The organism is Sphingomonas sp. PvP056, from assembly GCF_040549155.1.
Classification (GTDB): Bacteria; Pseudomonadota; Alphaproteobacteria; order Sphingomonadales; family Sphingomonadaceae; genus Sphingomonas.
This window is the reverse complement of sequence record NZ_JBEPST010000006.1, coordinates 75,377-93,780: the sequence shown is the minus strand read 5'-3', so window position 1 is coordinate 93,780 and position 18,404 is coordinate 75,377. Positions and strand designations below refer to the sequence as shown.

The 18,404-nt window shown below is 64.6% G+C and carries 20 protein-coding genes; 11 read left to right on the top strand and 9 right to left on the bottom strand.

Translation table 11 applies throughout. From position 1 onward, the window contains the following. Positions 1–189: 189 nt before the first annotated feature. Both ABIC17_RS14780 and ABIC17_RS14775 read left to right on the top strand, forming a co-directional pair. Positions 190–1,338 (top strand): hypothetical protein, encoded by a 1,149-nt coding sequence (locus ABIC17_RS14780; RefSeq protein ID WP_354283000.1) that lies wholly within the window; start codon positions 190–192, stop codon positions 1,336–1,338. Continuing rightward, positions 1,335–1,730, top strand: coding sequence for a hypothetical protein (locus tag ABIC17_RS14775; protein ID WP_354282998.1), 396 nt, complete (start codon positions 1,335–1,337; stop codon positions 1,728–1,730). The genes ABIC17_RS14780 and ABIC17_RS14775 overlap by 4 nt, the downstream gene beginning before the upstream one ends. A gap of 108 nt (positions 1,731–1,838) precedes the next feature. On the opposite strand, the gene ABIC17_RS14770 is transcribed toward ABIC17_RS14775, so the two are convergent. Genes ABIC17_RS14770 through ABIC17_RS14760 form a run of 3 tightly spaced genes read right to left on the bottom strand, consistent with a single transcriptional unit; the run spans position 1,839 to position 2,858 of the window. Next, a complete protein-coding gene (locus tag ABIC17_RS14770) occupies positions 1,839–2,231 on the bottom strand; it encodes a barstar family protein (RefSeq protein ID WP_354282997.1) in 393 nt (130 codons plus the stop codon). A gap of 49 nt (positions 2,232–2,280) precedes the next feature. Beyond that, positions 2,281–2,571 carry a hypothetical protein gene (locus ABIC17_RS14765; RefSeq protein WP_354282995.1) on the bottom strand — a complete coding sequence of 97 codons (291 nt, stop codon included), beginning with the start codon at positions 2,569–2,571 and terminating at the stop codon, positions 2,281–2,283. A 2-nt stretch (positions 2,572–2,573) separates the two neighbouring features. Further along, entirely contained in the window at positions 2,574–2,858 is a 285-nt protein-coding gene (locus ABIC17_RS14760) for a hypothetical protein (RefSeq protein WP_354282994.1), read from the bottom strand. A 181-nt stretch (positions 2,859–3,039) separates the two neighbouring features. Here ABIC17_RS14760 and ABIC17_RS14755 point away from each other — a divergent pair, with 181 nt between their 5' ends. The 3 genes from ABIC17_RS14755 (at position 3,040) to ABIC17_RS14745 (ending at position 5,779) form a co-directional block, all read left to right on the top strand. Then, complete coding sequence (locus tag ABIC17_RS14755) at positions 3,040–3,945, top strand: SGNH/GDSL hydrolase family protein (protein ID WP_354282992.1); 906 nt, start codon at positions 3,040–3,042, stop codon at positions 3,943–3,945. Positions 3,946–4,014: 69 nt separating this feature from the next. Then, entirely contained in the window at positions 4,015–4,341 is a 327-nt protein-coding gene (locus tag ABIC17_RS14750) for a YnfA family protein (protein ID WP_354282990.1), read from the top strand. 202 nt (positions 4,342–4,543) lie between these two features. Further along, positions 4,544–5,779 carry a glycosyltransferase gene (locus ABIC17_RS14745; RefSeq protein WP_354282988.1) on the top strand — a complete coding sequence of 412 codons (1,236 nt, stop codon included), beginning with the start codon at positions 4,544–4,546 and terminating at the stop codon, positions 5,777–5,779. Here the strand turns inward: ABIC17_RS14745 and ABIC17_RS14740 are convergent. From ABIC17_RS14740 to ABIC17_RS14730, 3 genes are read right to left on the bottom strand one after another with little or no spacing between them, the layout of a single operon-like run. Further along, positions 5,762–6,514, bottom strand: coding sequence for a fatty acid desaturase (locus tag ABIC17_RS14740; protein ID WP_354282986.1), 753 nt, complete (start codon positions 6,512–6,514; stop codon positions 5,762–5,764). The genes ABIC17_RS14745 and ABIC17_RS14740 overlap by 18 nt on opposite strands. After that, positions 6,511–6,978, bottom strand: coding sequence for a sterol desaturase family protein (locus tag ABIC17_RS14735; RefSeq protein WP_354282984.1), 468 nt, complete (start codon positions 6,976–6,978; stop codon positions 6,511–6,513). Before ABIC17_RS14735 ends, ABIC17_RS14740 begins: the two co-directional genes overlap by 4 nt. A gap of 53 nt (positions 6,979–7,031) precedes the next feature. Continuing rightward, a complete protein-coding gene (locus ABIC17_RS14730; protein WP_354282982.1) occupies positions 7,032–7,961 on the bottom strand; it encodes a phosphatase PAP2 family protein in 930 nt (309 codons plus the stop codon). Between the two features lie 198 nt (positions 7,962–8,159). Here ABIC17_RS14730 and ABIC17_RS14725 point away from each other — a divergent pair, with 198 nt between their 5' ends. Further along, on the top strand, positions 8,160–9,785 hold the full coding sequence (locus ABIC17_RS14725) for an alpha-L-fucosidase (RefSeq protein ID WP_354282980.1): 1,626 nt from the start codon (positions 8,160–8,162) through the stop codon (positions 9,783–9,785). Positions 9,786–9,829: 44 nt separating this feature from the next. Here the strand turns inward: ABIC17_RS14725 and ABIC17_RS14720 are convergent, their stop codons facing one another. The 3 genes from ABIC17_RS14720 to ABIC17_RS14710 all read right to left on the bottom strand — a co-directional run bounded on the left by ABIC17_RS14720 (position 9,830) and on the right by ABIC17_RS14710 (position 13,487). After that, positions 9,830–11,380: a cation:proton antiporter gene (locus ABIC17_RS14720; protein WP_354283364.1), complete on the bottom strand. Its 1,551-nt coding sequence runs from the start codon at positions 11,378–11,380 to the stop codon at positions 9,830–9,832. A gap of 92 nt (positions 11,381–11,472) precedes the next feature. Next, positions 11,473–12,258, bottom strand: coding sequence for a 3-keto-disaccharide hydrolase (locus tag ABIC17_RS14715; protein ID WP_354282978.1), 786 nt, complete (start codon positions 12,256–12,258; stop codon positions 11,473–11,475). Positions 12,259–12,485: 227 nt separating this feature from the next. Next, positions 12,486–13,487, bottom strand: coding sequence for a LacI family DNA-binding transcriptional regulator (locus ABIC17_RS14710; protein WP_354282976.1), 1,002 nt, complete (start codon positions 13,485–13,487; stop codon positions 12,486–12,488). A gap of 124 nt (positions 13,488–13,611) precedes the next feature. On the opposite strand from ABIC17_RS14710, the gene ABIC17_RS14705 reads away from it, so the two are divergent. The 5 genes from ABIC17_RS14705 (at position 13,612) to ABIC17_RS14685 (ending at position 18,398) form a co-directional block, all read left to right on the top strand. Further along, a complete protein-coding gene (locus tag ABIC17_RS14705; RefSeq protein WP_354282974.1) occupies positions 13,612–14,862 on the top strand; it encodes an MFS transporter in 1,251 nt (416 codons plus the stop codon). Further along, positions 14,859–15,923, top strand: a complete 1,065-nt coding sequence (locus ABIC17_RS14700) for a sugar phosphate isomerase/epimerase family protein (protein ID WP_354282972.1) — start codon at positions 14,859–14,861, stop codon at positions 15,921–15,923. The genes ABIC17_RS14705 and ABIC17_RS14700 overlap by 4 nt, the downstream gene beginning before the upstream one ends. Positions 15,924–15,926: 3 nt before the next feature. Then, positions 15,927–17,078, top strand: coding sequence for a Gfo/Idh/MocA family protein (locus ABIC17_RS14695; protein ID WP_354282970.1), 1,152 nt, complete (start codon positions 15,927–15,929; stop codon positions 17,076–17,078). Continuing rightward, on the top strand, positions 17,075–17,461 hold the full coding sequence (locus ABIC17_RS14690; RefSeq protein WP_354282968.1) for a c-type cytochrome: 387 nt from the start codon (positions 17,075–17,077) through the stop codon (positions 17,459–17,461). Before ABIC17_RS14695 ends, ABIC17_RS14690 begins: the two co-directional genes overlap by 4 nt. A gap of 73 nt (positions 17,462–17,534) precedes the next feature. Continuing rightward, on the top strand, positions 17,535–18,398 hold the full coding sequence (locus tag ABIC17_RS14685; protein ID WP_354282966.1) for a hydroxypyruvate isomerase family protein: 864 nt from the start codon (positions 17,535–17,537) through the stop codon (positions 18,396–18,398). Positions 18,399–18,404: the final 6 nt, after the last annotated feature.

Here is an 18,404-nt window from a genome sequence, read left to right as displayed (position 1 = left end):
TGGCCAAGGCGGGCCGGTACGTGCAGGCTCGAGTTCAAATTCAATCCGTATCATGTTTCAGCGAATGGGCAGTTCACGACTGCCGATGGTTCCGGCACCACGGCCAGCTTTACGTCCGCCACTCGCCGGGGACACCCGGGCTCAAAAGTTGCGTATGTTAGCGACCCCGACAAGGCTCCGATCGCGACAATGGCCGAGGCCGACGCGTGGCGTGCGAAGGAGTTGGCCAAACACGGCAAAGATCCACAATATGCCGCGGCGATCGAAGCTCGCTATCAAATATATAGAGATGCGTTCTTGCGCCCTCCGGCGGATGGACCGTCGCTTCGAAACACAGCGCCTTTAGCCAATTGGACGCCGGTAACCACCGATAGTGTTTCTGCAAATGTCACAAGCGCCGCCGGTGAAGCTATTGGCAGCCGCTTGGTAGAACACAGTCCAACGTCGGTCGCGGCATCGTTCCAACGCATTTTGTCACAGCTAGGATTGAACCCGCTTCAGCTGTTCAAGCAAATGGCACCCTTCGCCGCTGTCGAAGCTGAGGTCATTGTAGGGCGGGGCAGCAATAGCCGGGCGTTCGAGGATCCGATGACGCTTGAACAGGCTGTGCCGGAACTTCGAAATGCATTGGGTAACGCGGTGATAGCGGTGAGCGACAATCTGCTAGATCTGACCGGGCCGGCAACCGCGTTCAAAGCACAATTCCTGCAGGACCAGACGAAGCAGATAACTGCTCAAATCAAGGCGCTCGATCCGAACTGGCATTATGATGAACTTGGTCCGACCGACGCGTTTGGAACTCCAATTGCTACGGTTCAAGGGTTGCAGGCGAAGTTCGACGATTTGCGTATTCAGCGTGCGGCGGTCGTCGCGCGAGTAAAAGGCGATTATGGGCCACTTCAGGTTGAGACGTTGCGCTTCGTGCAGCAGAGGGTCGACAATGCTTATGATGATGGAGTCGCATTGCTGAAGGCAGGCCGACTCATTCAACGTCTCTCGAATCAAGAGGCGGTGGGAAACTATGTCGATCGAGAAGTGCGAAGAGATCTTCGGGTGCGTTATAGTCAATTGGGTATCGACCCGAGCGGAAAGGGACCAGTGCGGGTGAATCCAAGAGAATACGACAGCTTGGGCACCAATCTTACATACCGGCGGCCCGATGCACGTGTGAATGACGTCGCGTTCGACGTGTCACTGACGCAAAAGACGCTGGGGACACCGCAAATTCGCGGCTTCTTCAATACTGACTTTCAACCGCGCCGGGTCATCATTATCCGTCCGCGGCAGCTCGGCGCCGATCACACATATGTCATCCCCCACCCGGAGACGAAGCGATGACCCGACCCAATCCTTACTTTAACCCCAAGCCGTATATCCCGGCTTCGCTGAGCGAGATTAACGACCAACTTGGATCGATGATCTTGCACGCCCCTACATTCATCGACCGGACTCTCGTCTTTCCCGATCGAAACATCCACAGCGAGTTCGATACGCTGGTCGGAGGCTTTGACGTCGTTCGAAAAAAGCTTGGTGAGGAGCGTTATTCCCTTCTGATCGATTTGGCTGCGCGCGCCAAGGCATTCTTCGCGGCAGATCAGGACGACACTAACGGCAAGACCGATGAGGGACGGGTGCTTCTCGTCGAAATTGAGGAGGTATTGCGCGATGCGCGCCGCAGTCGCGTCAAAGCGAAGTTGCCCGACGGCGATGGCGATATCAGCGGCGACTGATGCAAATTCTCCGATGATGTAAGTGCCCAGCATTGTTCCCTGCGGGGCACCAGTCGTAAAACCAGCGGTCACCGCGAGTTACCGTCCCGTTCACGGGGCCCCAATCCGTCAGCCGGAAACGAGATGGATGTTCGGGTGCTCGGCGATGATTTCGAGGATGGTCTCGAAGTAGGTCTGGCCAGTGCCGTTTTCCAGCTGGGAGATTTGACGGCCAATCCGTTCGGAGTCGTACACATCGGGGCGTTCCAGCTTGGCCTGCAGGAATGCGCGCGTGGCTTTCAAGCCCAGGCTGCAACGGGCAACCGCAATGTCCTGCCACACAAGCGTGATCGGCTCGCGTCCTTTAATGGCACCATAGCCGCCGCGCAGCATGTCATCGAGCCCATCCAGGCTCTCGCCGAGCGTCCAGTCTTCTCCTGCCATGAACACGCGGTTGATCTCCGCGTAGAACGCCGGAATGTCGTGGATGCCGCGACCGATGATCGTCAGCGTCTTGGTCACCACAAACCTTCCCACAAGTGCTGCCGCCGCGTCGAACGCGTTCCGGGGCTCACCCCGAAACGTCGGCAGCGGTGAGCAAGATGGGGGGCTCCCCGCCGAGCCGGCTGACGAACTCCCGCCGTGCGAGAAGATGGATGTCAGGCTCGAATTCGACGAAACTGTCGATCGCGGTGTCCCGGTCGATTCCGTCGAGGTCGGGGTTGGCGAGTTCGATCAACGCCTCTCCGGTGATCAGGAATTCGACCACGCCGAGGTCGGTGTGACCCAGGAAGAGGATGCCGTTGCGCTCGGCAAGCCATTCATACTCGCCACGCTCGAAGCGAACGCTTGCAGCCGCCATCCCTAGCCCTCGTCATTCGCGCTGGGCAACAGGTCGACCAGCGCTGCGATGCCGTCGCCTGCGAACGTCGTCAGCGATGTGCCGTCGATCTGCAAGGCGTGCTCCGGGGTGAGCACTGCTGCGTTGCGATGTTCGGGATCGAGCAAGGTCCAGGCACGAACCGCGCCCTCCAGGCTTGTCACCTCGGCCAGATCCGCGTCCCCGCGCGGCACGTTCTCCAGCGCGGCGCTCATCCGCCAGTCGATCTCCGGCGTCTTCGCGTCGTCGCCCCAGGTCGCTTCCGTCATGTTCGCTCCTTGCCGTCATCGCCGGCCGAGCCGACGTTCCAAAGGGTCAAGCGCGCACCGTCGGCTGCTTGTTCCGACGGCGGCTGGCGCGGAAGCGGGCGCGACCTGTACCGGCGTTGCGATCATTGCAGCACTCGGGCAGGAGCCAAAGCCCAGGTTCGATTTGCAGGGGTCGGAAAGAATGAAGATCTTTGGTCGCATGGGCGCGATCCTGCTTGCCGTCCTTGGTATAGCGCCGGCGTTCAGCCAGTCGACCATCAGCGACGTGCGCACGCCTCCGCCGCCCCGGACGGTCCTGTTCGTAGGGAACAGCTTTACCTTCGGCGCTTCCAGCGACGTGTGGCGCTACCGACCCGATAGCGTCGAGGATCTCAACGGCACCGGCGTCGGGGGCGTGCCCGCGCTGTTCAAACGGTTCAGCGAGCAAGCCGGGCTTTCCTACCGCGTCGCGCTGGAAACCGAAGGCGGCAAGACACTGCGCTTCCATTATGAGGAGCGGCGCGCATTGCTCGACCGCAGATGGGACCATGTCGTTCTGCAGGAATATAGTACGCTGAATCCCGACACGCCGGGCGACCCTGCGCAATTCGGGGCGTACACTGCGCGACTGACGCAGATGTTTCGGGCGCGCAACCCATCGGCCGACATCCGCCTGACCGCGACGTGGAGCCGCCCCGACCTGGTGTATCGCGATGCGAGCCCGTGGCGGGGACAACCGGTCACGGCGATGGGGATCGACCTCGACCGTGCCTATCGCGCGGTGGTCGCCGCGACCCCGGGTGTTCGGGCGATGGTTCCGGTGGGGCTCGCGTTCAATGCGGCGATCGGGGAAGGGGTCGCCGACGCTGATCCGTTCGATGGGATCGATCCCGGCAAGATCGACCTCTGGGGAGCCGACCAGTATCATGCGAGCACGTTCGGCTATTATCTGGAGGCGCTGATGGTGTTCGGGAGCATCACCGGGGTCGACCCACGGACGCTGGGCGCGGGCGAGGCGGCGGCGCGCGATCTCGCGATTGCGCCCGAAACCGCGAGCGCGCTCCAGGCGATCGCGGCGCGGCAACTGGGGGTGAAACAGACGCGCTGACGGTGCCGTGGCACGCACCGGCATAGGTTCGGTCTTTCCTTGCGCCATCGCTCGGCTACACACGCCACCATGCAGTCCATCATCCTGTACATTGGCGCCGCCGTCGCGGAGATCGCGGGGTGTTTCGCGTTCTGGGCATGGCTGCGCATGGACAGGTCAGCATGGTGGCTGGTGCCGGGATGCGCAGCGCTCGTGGCATTCGCGTATCTGCTGACCCGAGTCGAGGCATCTGACGCAGGCCGTGCCTATGCCGCTTATGGCGGGATCTACATCACCGCGGCGGTGCTGTGGCTGTGGCTGGCCGAAGGCGTGCGGCCTGATCGGTGGGATCTGGCGGGGGCGGCGCTTTGCCTCCTTGGCGCAGCGGTGATCTTCTTCGGGCCGCACCGCGCCTGAGCCGGGTCGCGGAGGGCGTCGGATCCTGTCGCGCTCCCGCGGGGCATTGCGATCCAGAATCGCGTGCATCGACTTTTCGTCCGCACGCAGGTAGGTCGGCAATCGCTATCTTGCTTTATTGCCGCGGAAACACCGTCACGTATCGGCAGCGGCAACAGCGGAACGCCGCGTAACCCCTTCGTTCGAAATCTGCAGGTTCGTGATGTCCGCTCCTCGTCATATCGCGATCATCGCGCCGCCGACGCCGGGGCATCTGAACCCGTTGCAGGTGCTCGGCACCGCGCTCGCGACGCATGGCCACCGCGTCACGGTCGTCCATCTTGCGGCGGTGTCGCGGTTCGTGACGACGCCGGGGATCGGTTTCGCCGCGCTCGATGGGTCCGGCGCACCTACGGCATCGATCGATGCCTATCTTGCCAAGCTCGCCGATCCGACCGGCCCGGTCGGGCTTACGCGGATGATCCACAGTACCGCGGCGATGACCGCGACGCTGCTCGACGAGGCACCCGACGTGCTGCGCGCGATCGGCGTGGACGCGGTGATCGCCGATTCTGCTGAGGCTGCGGGGGCACTGATCGCGCAGCGGCTCGGCGTTCCGCATGTGGTGAGCATCACCGGCCTGCCGCTGCTGCGCGAGCCGAACGTCCCCCCGCCTTTCCTGGGCTGGAAGTATCGGCCCGATCGGATCGGTCGGTTTCGCAATCACGGTGGGTATTTCGTGTCGGACCTGTTGTTGCGCCCGATCACGCAGGTGCTCGCATCCCGCCGTCGTGCGTGGAACCTCGATGCACGCACCGCCACGCGCGGCCGCCTGTCGATCGCGCAATGCCCGCAAGCGCTGGATTATCCGCGATCGGCCGCGATCGTTTACGGCGGCCCGTGGCGCGCGACGATGGACGTGCCGGTCGATCTTCCGTCCGATGGGCGGCCCTTGGTGTTCTGTTCGCTCGGCACGCTGCAGGGGGGGCGGCGAGGGCTCTTTGCGACGATGGCAGAGGCGTGCGCGATGATCGGTGCGCGCGCAGTGATCGCGCATGGCGGCGGGCTGAGCGCGGCGGAGGCGTCTGCGCTGCCGGGGGATCCGCTGGTGCGCGCGTTCTGGCCGCAGGAGGCGGTGCTGCGGCAGTGTTCCGCGGCGGTGCTCCACGGCGGCTTCAATTCGGTGATCGACGCGCTTGCCGCGGGCGTGCCGATTGTCGCGCTGCCGATCGCGTTCGAACAGCCTGGTACGGCTGCGCGCCTAGTACGGATCGGGGCGGGGCGGGCCGTGTCACCGCGGGGGCTGACCGTGCGACGTCTGGCAGCGGCGTTGACCGACGTGATGGAAGGTGCCGGCTACCGGGCGGCGGCGGCTCGGCTGGCGACCGAAATGCTTTCGGCAGGGGGCGCGGCGGAGGCCGCCGCACGGATCGATGCCGCGCTATCGACCCCCGATTGAACTCGGGAGCCGCCACCACGGAGTCCGCGGACTGAGGTGGTGCTGATGATGATAGGTTCCGAAATGGAAACACGTCATCAGCGAGACCAGCGGGGATAGTGCATTGCTGCGGGCGTTATGCGCATCGGCGAACGGTGTGTCCTCGTGGCGATGCGGCAGATAGGTGCCGAACAGGAACAGTTGCACCAGCGCAAGAAGTGCTGGGATCGCCCAGAATACGACGATGTTGAGGAGCGAAGCGCCCAACAGCATGTAGACGATCGCGGCGACCGTGATGCGCAGGATCTGCGCATGGGTGTAATAACCGAGGAAGAACCGGAAGAACCACGGCCCTGCGCGCCGTGGTTCGCCTGCATGGAAATCGGGATCGTCCGCGGTGCCGGGTGCGGCGTGGTGCGCGTGATGCTTGGGAAACAGCGCGCGATAGGACAGCCCGGCATAAGCCGCGAGACACAGCGTACCGACCACCGTGTTGACGCCGCGTCGGCCGGGCATCAGCGAGCCATGCATACAATCATGTGCAATGATGAACAGGCCGGTGCTGAGCCATGCCTGCACGAGGATCACGGGCACCGCGAGCAACACCGTCATGGCGTTCCACCGCCAGAAGAAGATCGCGCCGACATGGATCGTCAGCCATGCCAGCCCGATCGCGGCGGCGAGCAACAGGCTCGTGCGCGCATCGCCGTCGCGCGAAACAGGGTTGCGCGTGTCGGCAGCGGACAGCACGCTCATCGCTCGTTCCGCTCCGCAAGTTGCCGCTTGAGCCGTGCGGGATCGGGCGCGAACAGGAAGCCGAAACTCACGCCGCCGTCCTTGCCCTTGACGGCATGGTGGAGCCGGTGCGCCTGAAGCAAGCGCTTGGCATAGCCGCGCCGCGGCACCCAGCGCGAACCGAACCGCTGATGGACGAGCATGTCGTGGACGAAGGCGTAGATGCCGCCGTAAACGGTGATGCCGAGCGCAGCCCACCACAAGGGCTCCCACAGCACGCCGAGCGCGAACAGCGCGATCACGAGCACCGCGAAGGTTACCGCGTAAAGGTCGTTCTTCTCGAACGCGCTGTCATGCGGTTCATGGTGCGACCGATGCCAGCCCCAGCCCCATCCGTGCATGACATATTTGTGCGTCGCCCAGGCAAAGCACTCCATGAACAGCACCATGCCCACTACGATCGCCAGTTTGTCGTACCACGCCATTCCAAACTCCGAGTCTCGTTGCGGCAAGCCGGAGTGTGTCTCCTATCGCCGGTCTACCCGACGTGGCTAGCCGTTGTCGGCAGGTTTCCGCGCCAGCCGATCCGCCGACGGGCCATCCACGGTGCGACCGACAGCGCCAGCACCGCCATGATTAGCCCCGCCAGCACGTCGACCCCGTAATGCCCGCCGAACACCGGCGTCGCGAGGATCGTCACGCCAGCCCACACCGGTGCGACGAACCGCCATCCGCGAACGTCGCGCTGTGCCCAGGCGAGGATTACCGGCAACGTCGCATGATAGCTCGGAAAGCTGACGATGCCCATAAGCTGCGTCAGGTCGATCATCCGCCACGACCCGTCCCGAAGCCCGAGGATCATGTCCCGTTCGATCCAGGCCACCGACGGCCACAGGATATGATACGCGGCGGGATCGAACACGTTCCCCAGTGCGGGCACAATGCCCGAAATCGCGATCGTCGCAAAACCCCCGAGGATCGCCGCTGCAACCGCGATCCGCAGCGTGTCGGCGCGGTCGGTTGCACTGAGCACGACGATCGCGACGATCATTTGTAGCGTCAGGCTGTGATAGGCGAGCCCTCCGATCCACAACATCACGGGCGACCGGTCTGCTGCTGCGAACACTGCAGGCCAGTCGAAGCCCAGCGCCACGTCCCATGCGGCAAAGCTATCGTCCCACAATGGCCCGGCCCGCGCCGCCAGCGCATAAGCCAGCACCACGCCGATCACCGTGAACAGCGTCATCTGCAGGAATGCTGTGGCTCCGGCCGATAACCGCGGACGGCCCGTGCGCGATCCGATCACCATTCCGGCGATAAGGGTCAGCAGCCCGATCCCGAGCGGCAGGACGCTGGCTGCGCGTACATAGAAGCCGAGATCGGCGGACACGAGAAGGCAGAGAATGCCCATTGCGCCGATCAACCACCAGGAGGCTGCGTCGGTGGTTTGCTCGGCTGGAACTTTCATTGGCGGTGCAACGCGGCATCGGTCCCCCGGTGCCGCGGCAGGCAAAACAAAACAGGTCGTTAGGGGCGGTGCAGTCCGAGCATTTCAGGCAAGCAGCCCAGAATTCTCGCTAATGCAAAACCTTTCTTGCTTGTGCGAACGGATCGATCCCGTATCTTGTCCGACAAACGCCGCGCAAGCCGGCAATAGGAGACGATAATGATCGTTGATCGCCGATCGATGCTGTCCATGACGGGTCTGGGTCTGAGTGCCCTGGCGACAGGGGTGCGCGCCGCGCCTGCCGACGGTGCATTCCGTCCAAATTGGCAGTCCTTCACCGAGCGTTACCGCGCACCCGACTGGTTCCGCGATGCCAAGTTCGGCATGTGGGCGCACTGGTCTGCGCAATGCGTTCCCGAGGCCGGTGACTGGTATGCGCGCGACATGTACCTGCAAGGGTCGCGCGCGTACGATCATCATGTCGCGCATTACGGGCATCCGTCGCGCACCGGCTTCATGGAGATGTTCCCGCGCTGGACCGCGAACCGCTGGGATCCTGCGCGACTGATGGATCTGTATCAGCGCGCCGGCGCGCGCTACTTCATGGCGCTTGCCAACCACCACGACAATTTCGACACCTATGCGTCGAGCCATCATCCGTGGAATGCGACCCGCATCGGCCCGCGCCGCGATATCATCGGGCAATGGAGCAAGCTGGCGCGCGATCGTGGTTTGCGGTTTGGCGTATCCAACCATTCGGCGCATGCCTGGCATTGGTTGCAACCGGCCTATGGTTATGATCCCGAGGGCCCCCTGGCCGGCAAGCGCTACGACGCGGCGTGGCTGACCAAGGCGGGTGGGCGCGGGAAATGGTGGGATGGGCTGGACCCGCAGCAACTCTACACCGGACGCACCATGCCAATGCCCGACGGTCTGCGCACGATCAAGGCGGCGAACGCCTGGCACGAAGCGCACGACCGCGTGTGGACTGAGGCTGCGCCTGTCGCCAATCCCGCCTTCACGCGCAACTGGTCGCTGCGCTGCAAGGAACTGATCGACCGGTATCGCCCGGACATGGTGTATTTCGATAATTTCGACCTGCCGCTGGGGCAGGCGGGGCTCGATATCACCGCCTATTTCTACAACCAGTCGATGCGCTGGCATGACGGCCGCAACGAGGCTGTCGTTACCGCAAAGGGCACGCCGGTCGGCCGCCGGATGGGGATCGTCGACGATGTCGAACGCGGCGTCCACGACGACATTCAGCCATATCCGTTCCAGACCGACACGTGCATCGGCAACTGGCATTATGATCGCGATCTGTATGACCGGGACGGGTACAAGACTCCGGCGAAAGTCATCCATACCCTCTGCGACGTGGTCTCGAAGAACGGCAATCTGATGGTCTCGGTGCCGATGCGTGGCGACGGCACGATCGACGAGAAGGAAGAAGCGGTGGTCGAGGGGATCGCCGCATGGATGGGTCGCTACGGTGCCGCGATCTACGGAACACGCCCGTGGCGTGTGTTCGGCGAGGGGCCGACCAGCATCAAAAGCGGGGACTTTAGCGAAGGCAAGCCGACTTCGCCCTATACCGCGCAAGACATTCGCTACGTCCGCAAGGGCACCGCGGTCCATGCCTTCGTGCTGGGCTGGCCCGAGAATGGCGTCGCGCGGCTACCCGAACTCGCCAAGCGCGGCACCGTCCGGCGCGTGACGCTCCCCGGCTCTACCGCGCCGCTCGATATCCGGCAGGGAAGCGACGCGCTGTACGTCACTTTGCCTGCCGCCCGTCGCGACCCGATCGGCGTTGCGTTGGTCGTGGAAGGCGACGGGCTGGTTTGAGCGGTCTTTGCGGTCGCGGCATTTCCAGGCCGCGACCGCAGCGCTCAGGCCGACCGCAACATGTTGTCCGAATAGGACCGCGCCTCGACTTCCGACCAGTCGAGTTCCTCGAGCAGCCGCCGATACACATCTTCCGCAAGGTCGCCGCTTTCGCGCATCGTGTTGAGTTCGGCACGCTGCTGTTCGAGGACCTTGAGGTGGAGCCGATCGAATTCCGACGGCGCCTGGGGATCTTCCGCGTTCGACGCCACGTCATGCGCCGCGCCGTAGCGTACGCGGAGCGCGTTGGCCGCATCCGAGGTGTCGTCATCGTCGAGCGCGTGCAGTCCGGCATGGATAACCTGCCGCCGTGCAGTGCCGATCTTGGCCGCAAGCCCCGCATCCTCGTCGCTGCCGAACCATCGGATCAAGGGCCCCAGCGTCAACCCCTGAACCACGAGTGTCCCGATCACGACCGCGAAGGCGGACAGCACGATCAGATCGCGCCCGGGCAAAGCATGCGGCAGCGCGAAGGCCGCGGCGAGCGTGACCAGCCCGCGCATTCCCGACCAGCCGAGTACCAGCGACGCGCTCCACGGCGGCGGTTCGGGAAGCCATGCGGGCGCATAGCGGCGAACGATCACCCCTTCGATCGCGCGCACCAGGAACACCCACGCCAGCCGGACGATGAGCACGGTGACGAGCACCAGCAGCGCAAAGCCCAGTGCGGGAAGGCGCTCGGATGGCGACAGCTTCGAGACGATATCGCGCGACTGCAGACCCATCAGCAGGAATGCCACGACGTTGAGCACCAGCACCGCGGCGGCCCACACTGCCTTGGACTGGATCCGGTCGCGTGCCGGTTGGCCGGCGGGGCGGCGTTGCGCAACCAGCAATCCGAACGCCACGACCGCGAGCACCGGCGACAGGTGCAGGCGCTCCGCCGCTAGCCAGATCGCGAAGGTAACCGCAAAATCGGCGAGGCTCGACCCGAGCGTGCCTGCGAAGATCGGAACAATCCGAAGGTACGCCCAACCGCACGCCAGCCCGAACAGCGCACCGGCGGGGGCGGCAGCGGCGAGGACCCACGGGGTCGCGGCGGTGTCGGTATGGTTCGCCATCGCGACCGCCAGCCCGAACAGCAGCAGTGCCGTCGCATCGTTGAGCAGGCTTTCGCCCTGCAACAGCAACATGCCCCGGCGCGGAATGCCGATCTCCGACAGAACCGCTTCCGCGGCGGCGGCGTCGGGCGGTGCGACGATCGCCCCCAGCGCGAAGGCCGCGGCGAACGACAGTCCCCCCGCTGCCATGCCGACGAAGGTGACCGCCGCCGTCGTGACGATGACCGCGAACACTGCGAGCGACACCAATGGGAACCAGTAGCGCCGAAGCCCGCGCAGACTAGTATGATACGCCGCATGGAGCAGTGCAGGCGCGATGAACAACGCCAGCGCGAGCTGCGGATCGACCGCGATGTCCGGCACGAACGGCAGCAGCGCAAAACCGATTCCGGCGGCGGCCAGCAGCGTGGGGTAGGGGACGTTGAGTTTCCGCGCGAGCGCAAGCAGCAGCAAGGCTGCGAGCAGGATCGCGTCGAGGCTTTCGAACAGGTGCATCACCGTTAACGGTCAGTGACGCAAACAGGTCCCCTTTCTTCCGAAGGACGCGTCGGCGAACCGACGCGCCTCCTGTCTTGCTCGAGCTAGGATTACTTTAGATCGCGGATCCAGATCGAGCGGAAGCTGATCGGTGCGCTGGGGTCGCCATGGTCCTGCAGCTTGATCGCGGCGGGGCCATGCGCCTTATACTCCGGCGCACCGATGTAGCGGGTCTGGCCCTTCAACGCGACGTGGTTCTGGACCAGGACGCCGTTGAAGAAGACGGTCGCATAGGCGGGGCTGGTGAGCTTCCCGTCCGCGCCGAACACCGGCGCAGTCCAGATCACGTCGTAGCTCTGCCATTCGCCGGGGGCGCGGGTCGGGTTGGCGAGCGGGATGATCTGCTTGTAAATGGCACCCGCCTGACCGTTGACATAGGTCTTGTTGCGGAAGCTATCCATGATCTGGAGTTCGTACCCCTCGTCGCCCTCGCCGGTTGAGGCGAGGAACAGCCCGCTGTTGCCCCGTGCCTGCCCCGTGCCGGTGATGTTGGCCGGAACGCGCCATTCGAGGTGCAATTGATAATTGCCGAACTTGCGCTTGGTCTCGATGTTGCCGGTGCCCTTGCGCACCGTCAGCACACCGTCGCCGACCGTCCAGCGCGCGGCACCCTTGTCCTTGGTGCTGATCCACTGATCGAGGTTCTTGCCGTCGAACAATACCAGCGCGTCGGCGGGGGCGGGAACGGACGGCGTCGGCGCGACGACAACCACCGGGGGTTCGGGCTGCCAGACTTCGGTTGCCTCGGGGCGTTGCTCGGGAGCGGTCGCGGCTGGAGAGGCCGGCGCGGCCTGCGCCAGCATGGCGACGGCGAGGAGCGAGAGCGTTGCGGTCATAGGACCATCCTTTCCAATAGCGGTGCCGCAAGGCGATGCAGCACCATAGATTTACAGGGTTCGGCGAACCGTTTCCGAACGGCCATTGCGGCCGAACATCGAACCGTTCCCCCCGTTTCGTTGCCGCAACCTGACAGCCGATTCCCGCGGGAGCAAGCGACCGATCGCTCACGACCAAATTTCGTGCGCCAAACCACCATGTTGCGCGGTGCAAGCCCGGCACGCGACTAATGCCGTGGGCGTGCCGTACTGCCGCGGACGATCAGCATATGGTCCAGCGTGACCTGACGTGGCGGGCTTGGTGCATCACGCAGAATATGGACGAGCAGCTCAACCGCGCGGCGCCCGATCATTGCCTTGGGCTGTGCGATCGTCGTCAGACCGGGCTGGAAATAGCGCGCGAGCGGAACGTCGTCGAAGCCGACCACCGAAACGTCTCCGGGACACGACAGGCCAGCCTCGGCCACCGCACTGATTGCGCCGATCGCCATTTCGTCACTGAAGCAATACAGTGCGGTCACTCCCTCGAGGAGCAAGGCGCGGGCCTGTTCGAACGCGACTCCCGCCGAATAGTCTGCAGTGCGGACCCGCAGCCGATCCACCAGACCGTGCCGCGCCGCTGCCGCGGTCGCACCGCTCAGCCGATCCCGACTGATCGGGCTGATCGTCGGCCCGGTGATGACGCCGATGTCGCGGTGGCCGAGCGCGACGAGATGCTCGAACGCCTCGCCGCTTGCGGCGGCATTGTCGATGTGGACGCTGGGGACGCCGATGCCCGGGCTGTATTCGCACCCGTTGACGATCGGCGCAGCGTCGCCACGAAGGTCGAGCAACGGCTGGAGGCTTTCGGGCAATCGATGACCAAGAAAGATCAGCCCGTCGACTTCGCGTCGCGACAGCATTTCGGCATATTGGTCCTCGATCTCGGGGTCGTGCCGCGTATCCCCCACCACCACCGCATAACCCGCATCGCGCGCTGCCTCTTCGGCACCGCGAATGACGCTGGCGAAGAACGGATTGGAGATATCGGGAACCGTCAGCAGGATCTTGGCCGCCCGCAACGTGCGCAGGGTGCGTGCGGCGACGTTGGGGGCGTAGCCCAGCGTGCGGACCACTTCGAGCACGCGCAGGCGGGTCGGTTCGGCGACTCGCTCGGGTCGACTGAGGACACGCGAGACCGTGGCAGTCGAAACCCCGGCCCTCGCGGCTACGTCGATAATGGTCGTCATCGAACCGTCATGGATCGAGTCGCGGCGCATGTCGATGACGATCCGATGTAATCCTTTACATCCTGATTTGCCCCGGTTAGCTTCTTGTCCGACAAGCAGGCAAACTGCGCGAGTGAGGATGACGATGGCCGTTTCGGAACAGATTGATCGAACAGTCGTCACGCCCTCGGACGGATGGCTGACCGGGCGCCTCAGCGTCCTGATGTTCCTGCAGTTCTTTGTCTGGGGGGCGTGGACCGTCACGCTTGGCCTGGTAATGCAGACGGTCGGGATCGGGTCATTGATCGGCAACGCCTTTTCGGTCGGGCCGATCGCTTCGATCGTCGGGTCCTTCCTGATCGGCATGGCAGCCGCGCGCTATGTCGCGCCGCGCCTGCTGATGGTGATCCTGCACCTCGTCGGTGGCGCGCTGCTGTTCGTGCTTCCGTCGCTGATCACCCCGGAGGCGGGTGCAACGTTCGTCTGGCTGCTGCTCTGCTACATGATCCTCTACATGCCTACCGTCGGCCTCGCCAACACGATCGCGCTCAAGAGCTTTGGCGACCGCGCCGACCGCTTTCCCTTCGCGCGGGCGTTCGGCACGGTGGGCTGGATCACCGCGGGGCTGATCGTCGGTTGGGCGGGGCTGTCGGCCAGCCCGCAGATCTTCACCATCGCCGCGGTCGCATCGATCGCGCTCGGCCTCTACAGTTTCACGCTGCCCAATGTCGCGCCGGATGCGCCGCGCGACGAGGGCGTGCTGCGCCAGGTGCTCTGCGTCGAGGCGTTCAGCTTGCTCAAGCAGCGCTCGTTCCTCGTGTTCATCGTCTGCGCCACGCTGATCTCGGTCCCGCTCGCGATGTATTATGCCTATGCCTCGCCCTATGTCGGCGCGGCGGGGATCGAGAATGTCGGCGGCACGCTCGCGATCGGGCAGATGTCCGAACTGGCCTTCATGTTCTCGATGCCGTGGCTGTACCGTCGGTTCGGCGTCAAGCCGCTGCTGCTGGTCGGGATGGCCGCCTGGGCGGTGCGCTACGCGCTGTTCGCGATCGGCGACGGCGGCTCGGGTCTGTGGGCGGTGTACCTCGGCGTGGCGTTGCACGGCGTCTGCTATGACTTCTTCTTCGTCGCGGGCGCGATCTACACGGGCACGATCGCGACGCCCAAGGGCGTCAACGCGCAGGCCCAGGGGATGCTGACGCTATTTACCTACGGGGTGGGGATGTTGCTCGGGTCGCAGATCGGCGCATTGCTCTATGCCCAATTGCCTGCAGTGGCGGACATCGCTGACTGGCACCGGATGTGGTGGTATCCCGCGATCGCGGCAGCGTGCATCGCCGTGCTGTTCCAGCTGGCGTTCAAAGACGATTCGAGAACGAGGACCGAAGTATGACCGCGATGAAGGGGCCGGGGATCTTCCTGGCGCAATTCCTGGGCGACACCGCACCGTTCGACACGCTCGAAAACCTCGCGCGCTGGGCAGCAGGGCTTGGCTATGTCGGGGTGCAGATCCCGTGCAACGACCGGCTGATCGACCTGTCGCTTGCGGCGGAGAGCAATGCCTATTGCGACGATCTGCGCGGGATGCTCGACAAGCACGGGATCGCGGTCACCGAACTGTCGACCCATTTGCAAGGCCAGCTCGTCGCGGTTCATCCCGCCTATGACGCGCTGTTCGACGGTTTCGCGCCCCCCGAAGTTCACGGCAAGCCCGCTGAGCGGCAAGCCTGGGCGGTCGAGCAGCTCAAGCTCGCCGCGCGCGCCAGCGCCAATCTGGGCTTGTCGGCGCACGCTACCTTCTCGGGTGCGCTTGCCTGGCCCTATGTCTATCCGTGGCCACAGCGCCCCGCCGGGCTGGTCGAGGAAGCGTTCGCCGAACTGGCGCGGCGCTGGTTGCCGATCCTCGACGCGTTCGACGCCGCCGGGGTCGATTGCGCCTATGAAGTCCATCCGGGCGAGGATCTCCACGACGGTGCGTCGTGGGAGCGGTTCCTGACCGCGGTCGATCACCACCCGCGGGCGCGGATGCTGTTCGATCCGTCGCATTTCGTGCTGCAACAGCTTGACTACCTCGACTTCATCGATCGTTATCACGACCGCATCTCCTGCTTCCACGTCAAAGATGCCGAGTTCAACCCGACTGGGCGGTCGGGCGTCTACGGCGGGTACGAGCCGTGGGTCGACCGGGCTGGCCGGTTCCGCTCGCTCGGTGACGGTCAGGTTGATTTCTCGTCTATTTTCAGCAAACTAGCGCAATATGGCTATACAGGCTGGGCTGTGCTGGAGTGGGAATGCGCGCTGAAACGGGCAGAGGATGGCGCACGCGAAGGGGCACCCTTCATCCGCGATCATATCATCCACCTCACCGATCATGCGTTCGATGACTTCGCCAAAAGCGGCGCTGACCGGGCGGCGATCCGTACGATCCTCGGGCTGCCGGCGAGCGAAGGCTAAGCCATGATTCGACATCCTCTTCGGCTCGGCATGGTCGGCGGCGGCGACGGCGCGTTCATCGGTGCGATCCATCAGCGCGCCGCAGCGCTCGATGGCGACTGGCGGCTGGTCGCAGGCGCGTTCAGCACCGATGCCGAGCGCAGCCGGCGCAGCGGCGAACGGCTCGGGCTTTCGCCGGAACGGGTCTATCCGACGTTCGATGCCCTGATCGCGCAAGAAAGCGCGCTTCCCGCGGACGAGCGGATCGACGCGATCGCGATCGTCACGCCCAATCACCTCCATGCGCCGATGGCGATCGCGGGCCTCAATGCAGGCTTCCACGTCTTCTGCGAGAAGCCGATGGCGATGAGCCTGGCCGAAGCCGAGACGATCGCCGCCGCCGCGACCGCGAGCGGCCGGCATTTTGGTCTGGCCTTCACCTATAGCGGCTATCCGCTGGTCGAGGAGGCGCGACTCCGCATCGCGCGTGGCGATCTGGGCGCGATCCGGCTGGTTCAGGTCGAGTATCTCCAAGGCTGGCTCAGCCTGCCGATCGATACCGATGGCAACAAGCAGGCCGAATGGCGCACCGATCCGGCGCGCGCCGGGCTTGGCGGATGCCTTGGCGACATCGGCACCCACGCCTTCCAGCTCGCCGAACATGTCTCGGGGCTGCGGGTCGAGACGGTGTCGGCCGATCTCGCAACGCATGTCGCCGGGCGGCGGCTCGACGACGATGTCGGCGCGATGCTGCGGTTCGACAATGGCGCACGCGGCTTGCTCAAGGCGACTCAGATCGCCGCGGGTGAGGAGAACGGACTGCGCCTGCGCATCCACGGCGAACACGGTGGCCTCGAATGGGCACAGATGGAGCCCAACACGCTCATCCTGCGCTGGCTCGATCGCCCTGCCGAGATCGTTCGTGCAGGCGGTCCGGGGCTTGACGCCGCGACGAGCGCGTTGCTGCGCACGCCGTCCGGTCATCCCGAAGGCTATATCGAGGCTTTCGCCAATCTGTACCGCGCCTTTGCCACCGCGATCCGCGGCGAGAGCGATGCCGCAGCGTTTCCGGGTGTTCCTGACGGTTTGCGTACGATGGCGTTCATCGAAGCCGTGATATCCAATGCCCAATCCGACCAGAAATGGACTCGTGTCGGTTCCGGAGAGTATGAATGAAGCTTCAGATCAGTTTGTTGGCGGGGGCCGCGGTTGCGGCAGCCGTGCTTGCCCCGACCACCCCGACCGCAGCACAGAGTGCCCCCGGCGCACCGCCCGCGTTCAATGCCTGCCGCGCGTGCCATACCGTCCAGAAGGATGCCAAGAGCGGGATCGGTCCCAATCTGCACGGCGTCGTCGGGCGTCCGGCCGCATCGCTGCCGGGCTTCAACTACTCGCCAGCGCTCAAGGCGTCCAAATTGCGCTGGGACGAAAAGACGCTGGACGAGTATCTCACCAACCCGGGCAAGAAGGTCCCCGGCACGCGGATGCCGATCTCGACTCCGGACCCGGCAAAGCGCGCTGCGATCATCGCCTATCTGAAGAGCGCTGGCGCGAAATGATGCGGTCGGTCGCATGACGCTGTCACGCCGGACGCTCCTCGCGGCAAGTGCCGTGGCGACCCTAGCGTCCGGGGTGGCCGTCGCCCGCGGCCGACCGTCCACTACGGCCAAGTTCGGTCTCAAGTTCGCGCCGCACGAGGGCAGCTTCGCCAGCCGCGGCGGTCTGTTCGAACAGATCGCCTATGCCGCCGATCAGGGCTTCACCGCGTGGGAAGACAATGAGGCACGCGCGCGGCCGGTGGCGCAACAGGAGCAGTTGGCGCGAACGCTGGCGCAGCGCGGGATGACGATGGGCGTGTTCGTCGCGAGCATGCCGCAATGGTCCAAGTCGCGCCCGATCCTCGGCAGCACCGACGGTGCGGAGCGAGAGGCGTTCCTCACCGATGTCCGCGGGTCGATCGAGGTTGCGAAACGTCTGAATGCGACCCGAATGACGGTCGTCACCGGGTTCCTCGACCCCAAGGTCCCGCACGATATCCAGACTGCGCGGGTGATCGACGTGATGCGTCGTGCTGGCGACATCGTCGCACCCCACGGCATTGCGATGGTGATGGAGCCGCTCAATACGCGGACCAATCATCCCGGCGTCTATATGCAGTCGATTTCGCAGGGCTATGCAGTCGCCCGCGGCGTCAACAGCCCCGCGGTCAAGGTGCTGGCAGACCTGTACCACGAGCAGATCCAGTCGGGGAATCTGATCCCGACGCTTGATACGTGCTGGGACGAGATTGGCTATATCCAGTTCGGCGACAACCCCGGGCGTAACGAGCCCGGGACCGGTGAAATCAACTACGGCCCGATCGTCCGCCACCTCAAGGCCAAGCGCTATACCGGCGTGATCGGCATGGAGCATGGTAATGCGACCTCCGGGCGCGCGGGCGAGGACCGGTTGGTTGCCGCTTATCGAATGATTGACTCAGCGGACGGCGCGGCATGATCCGCA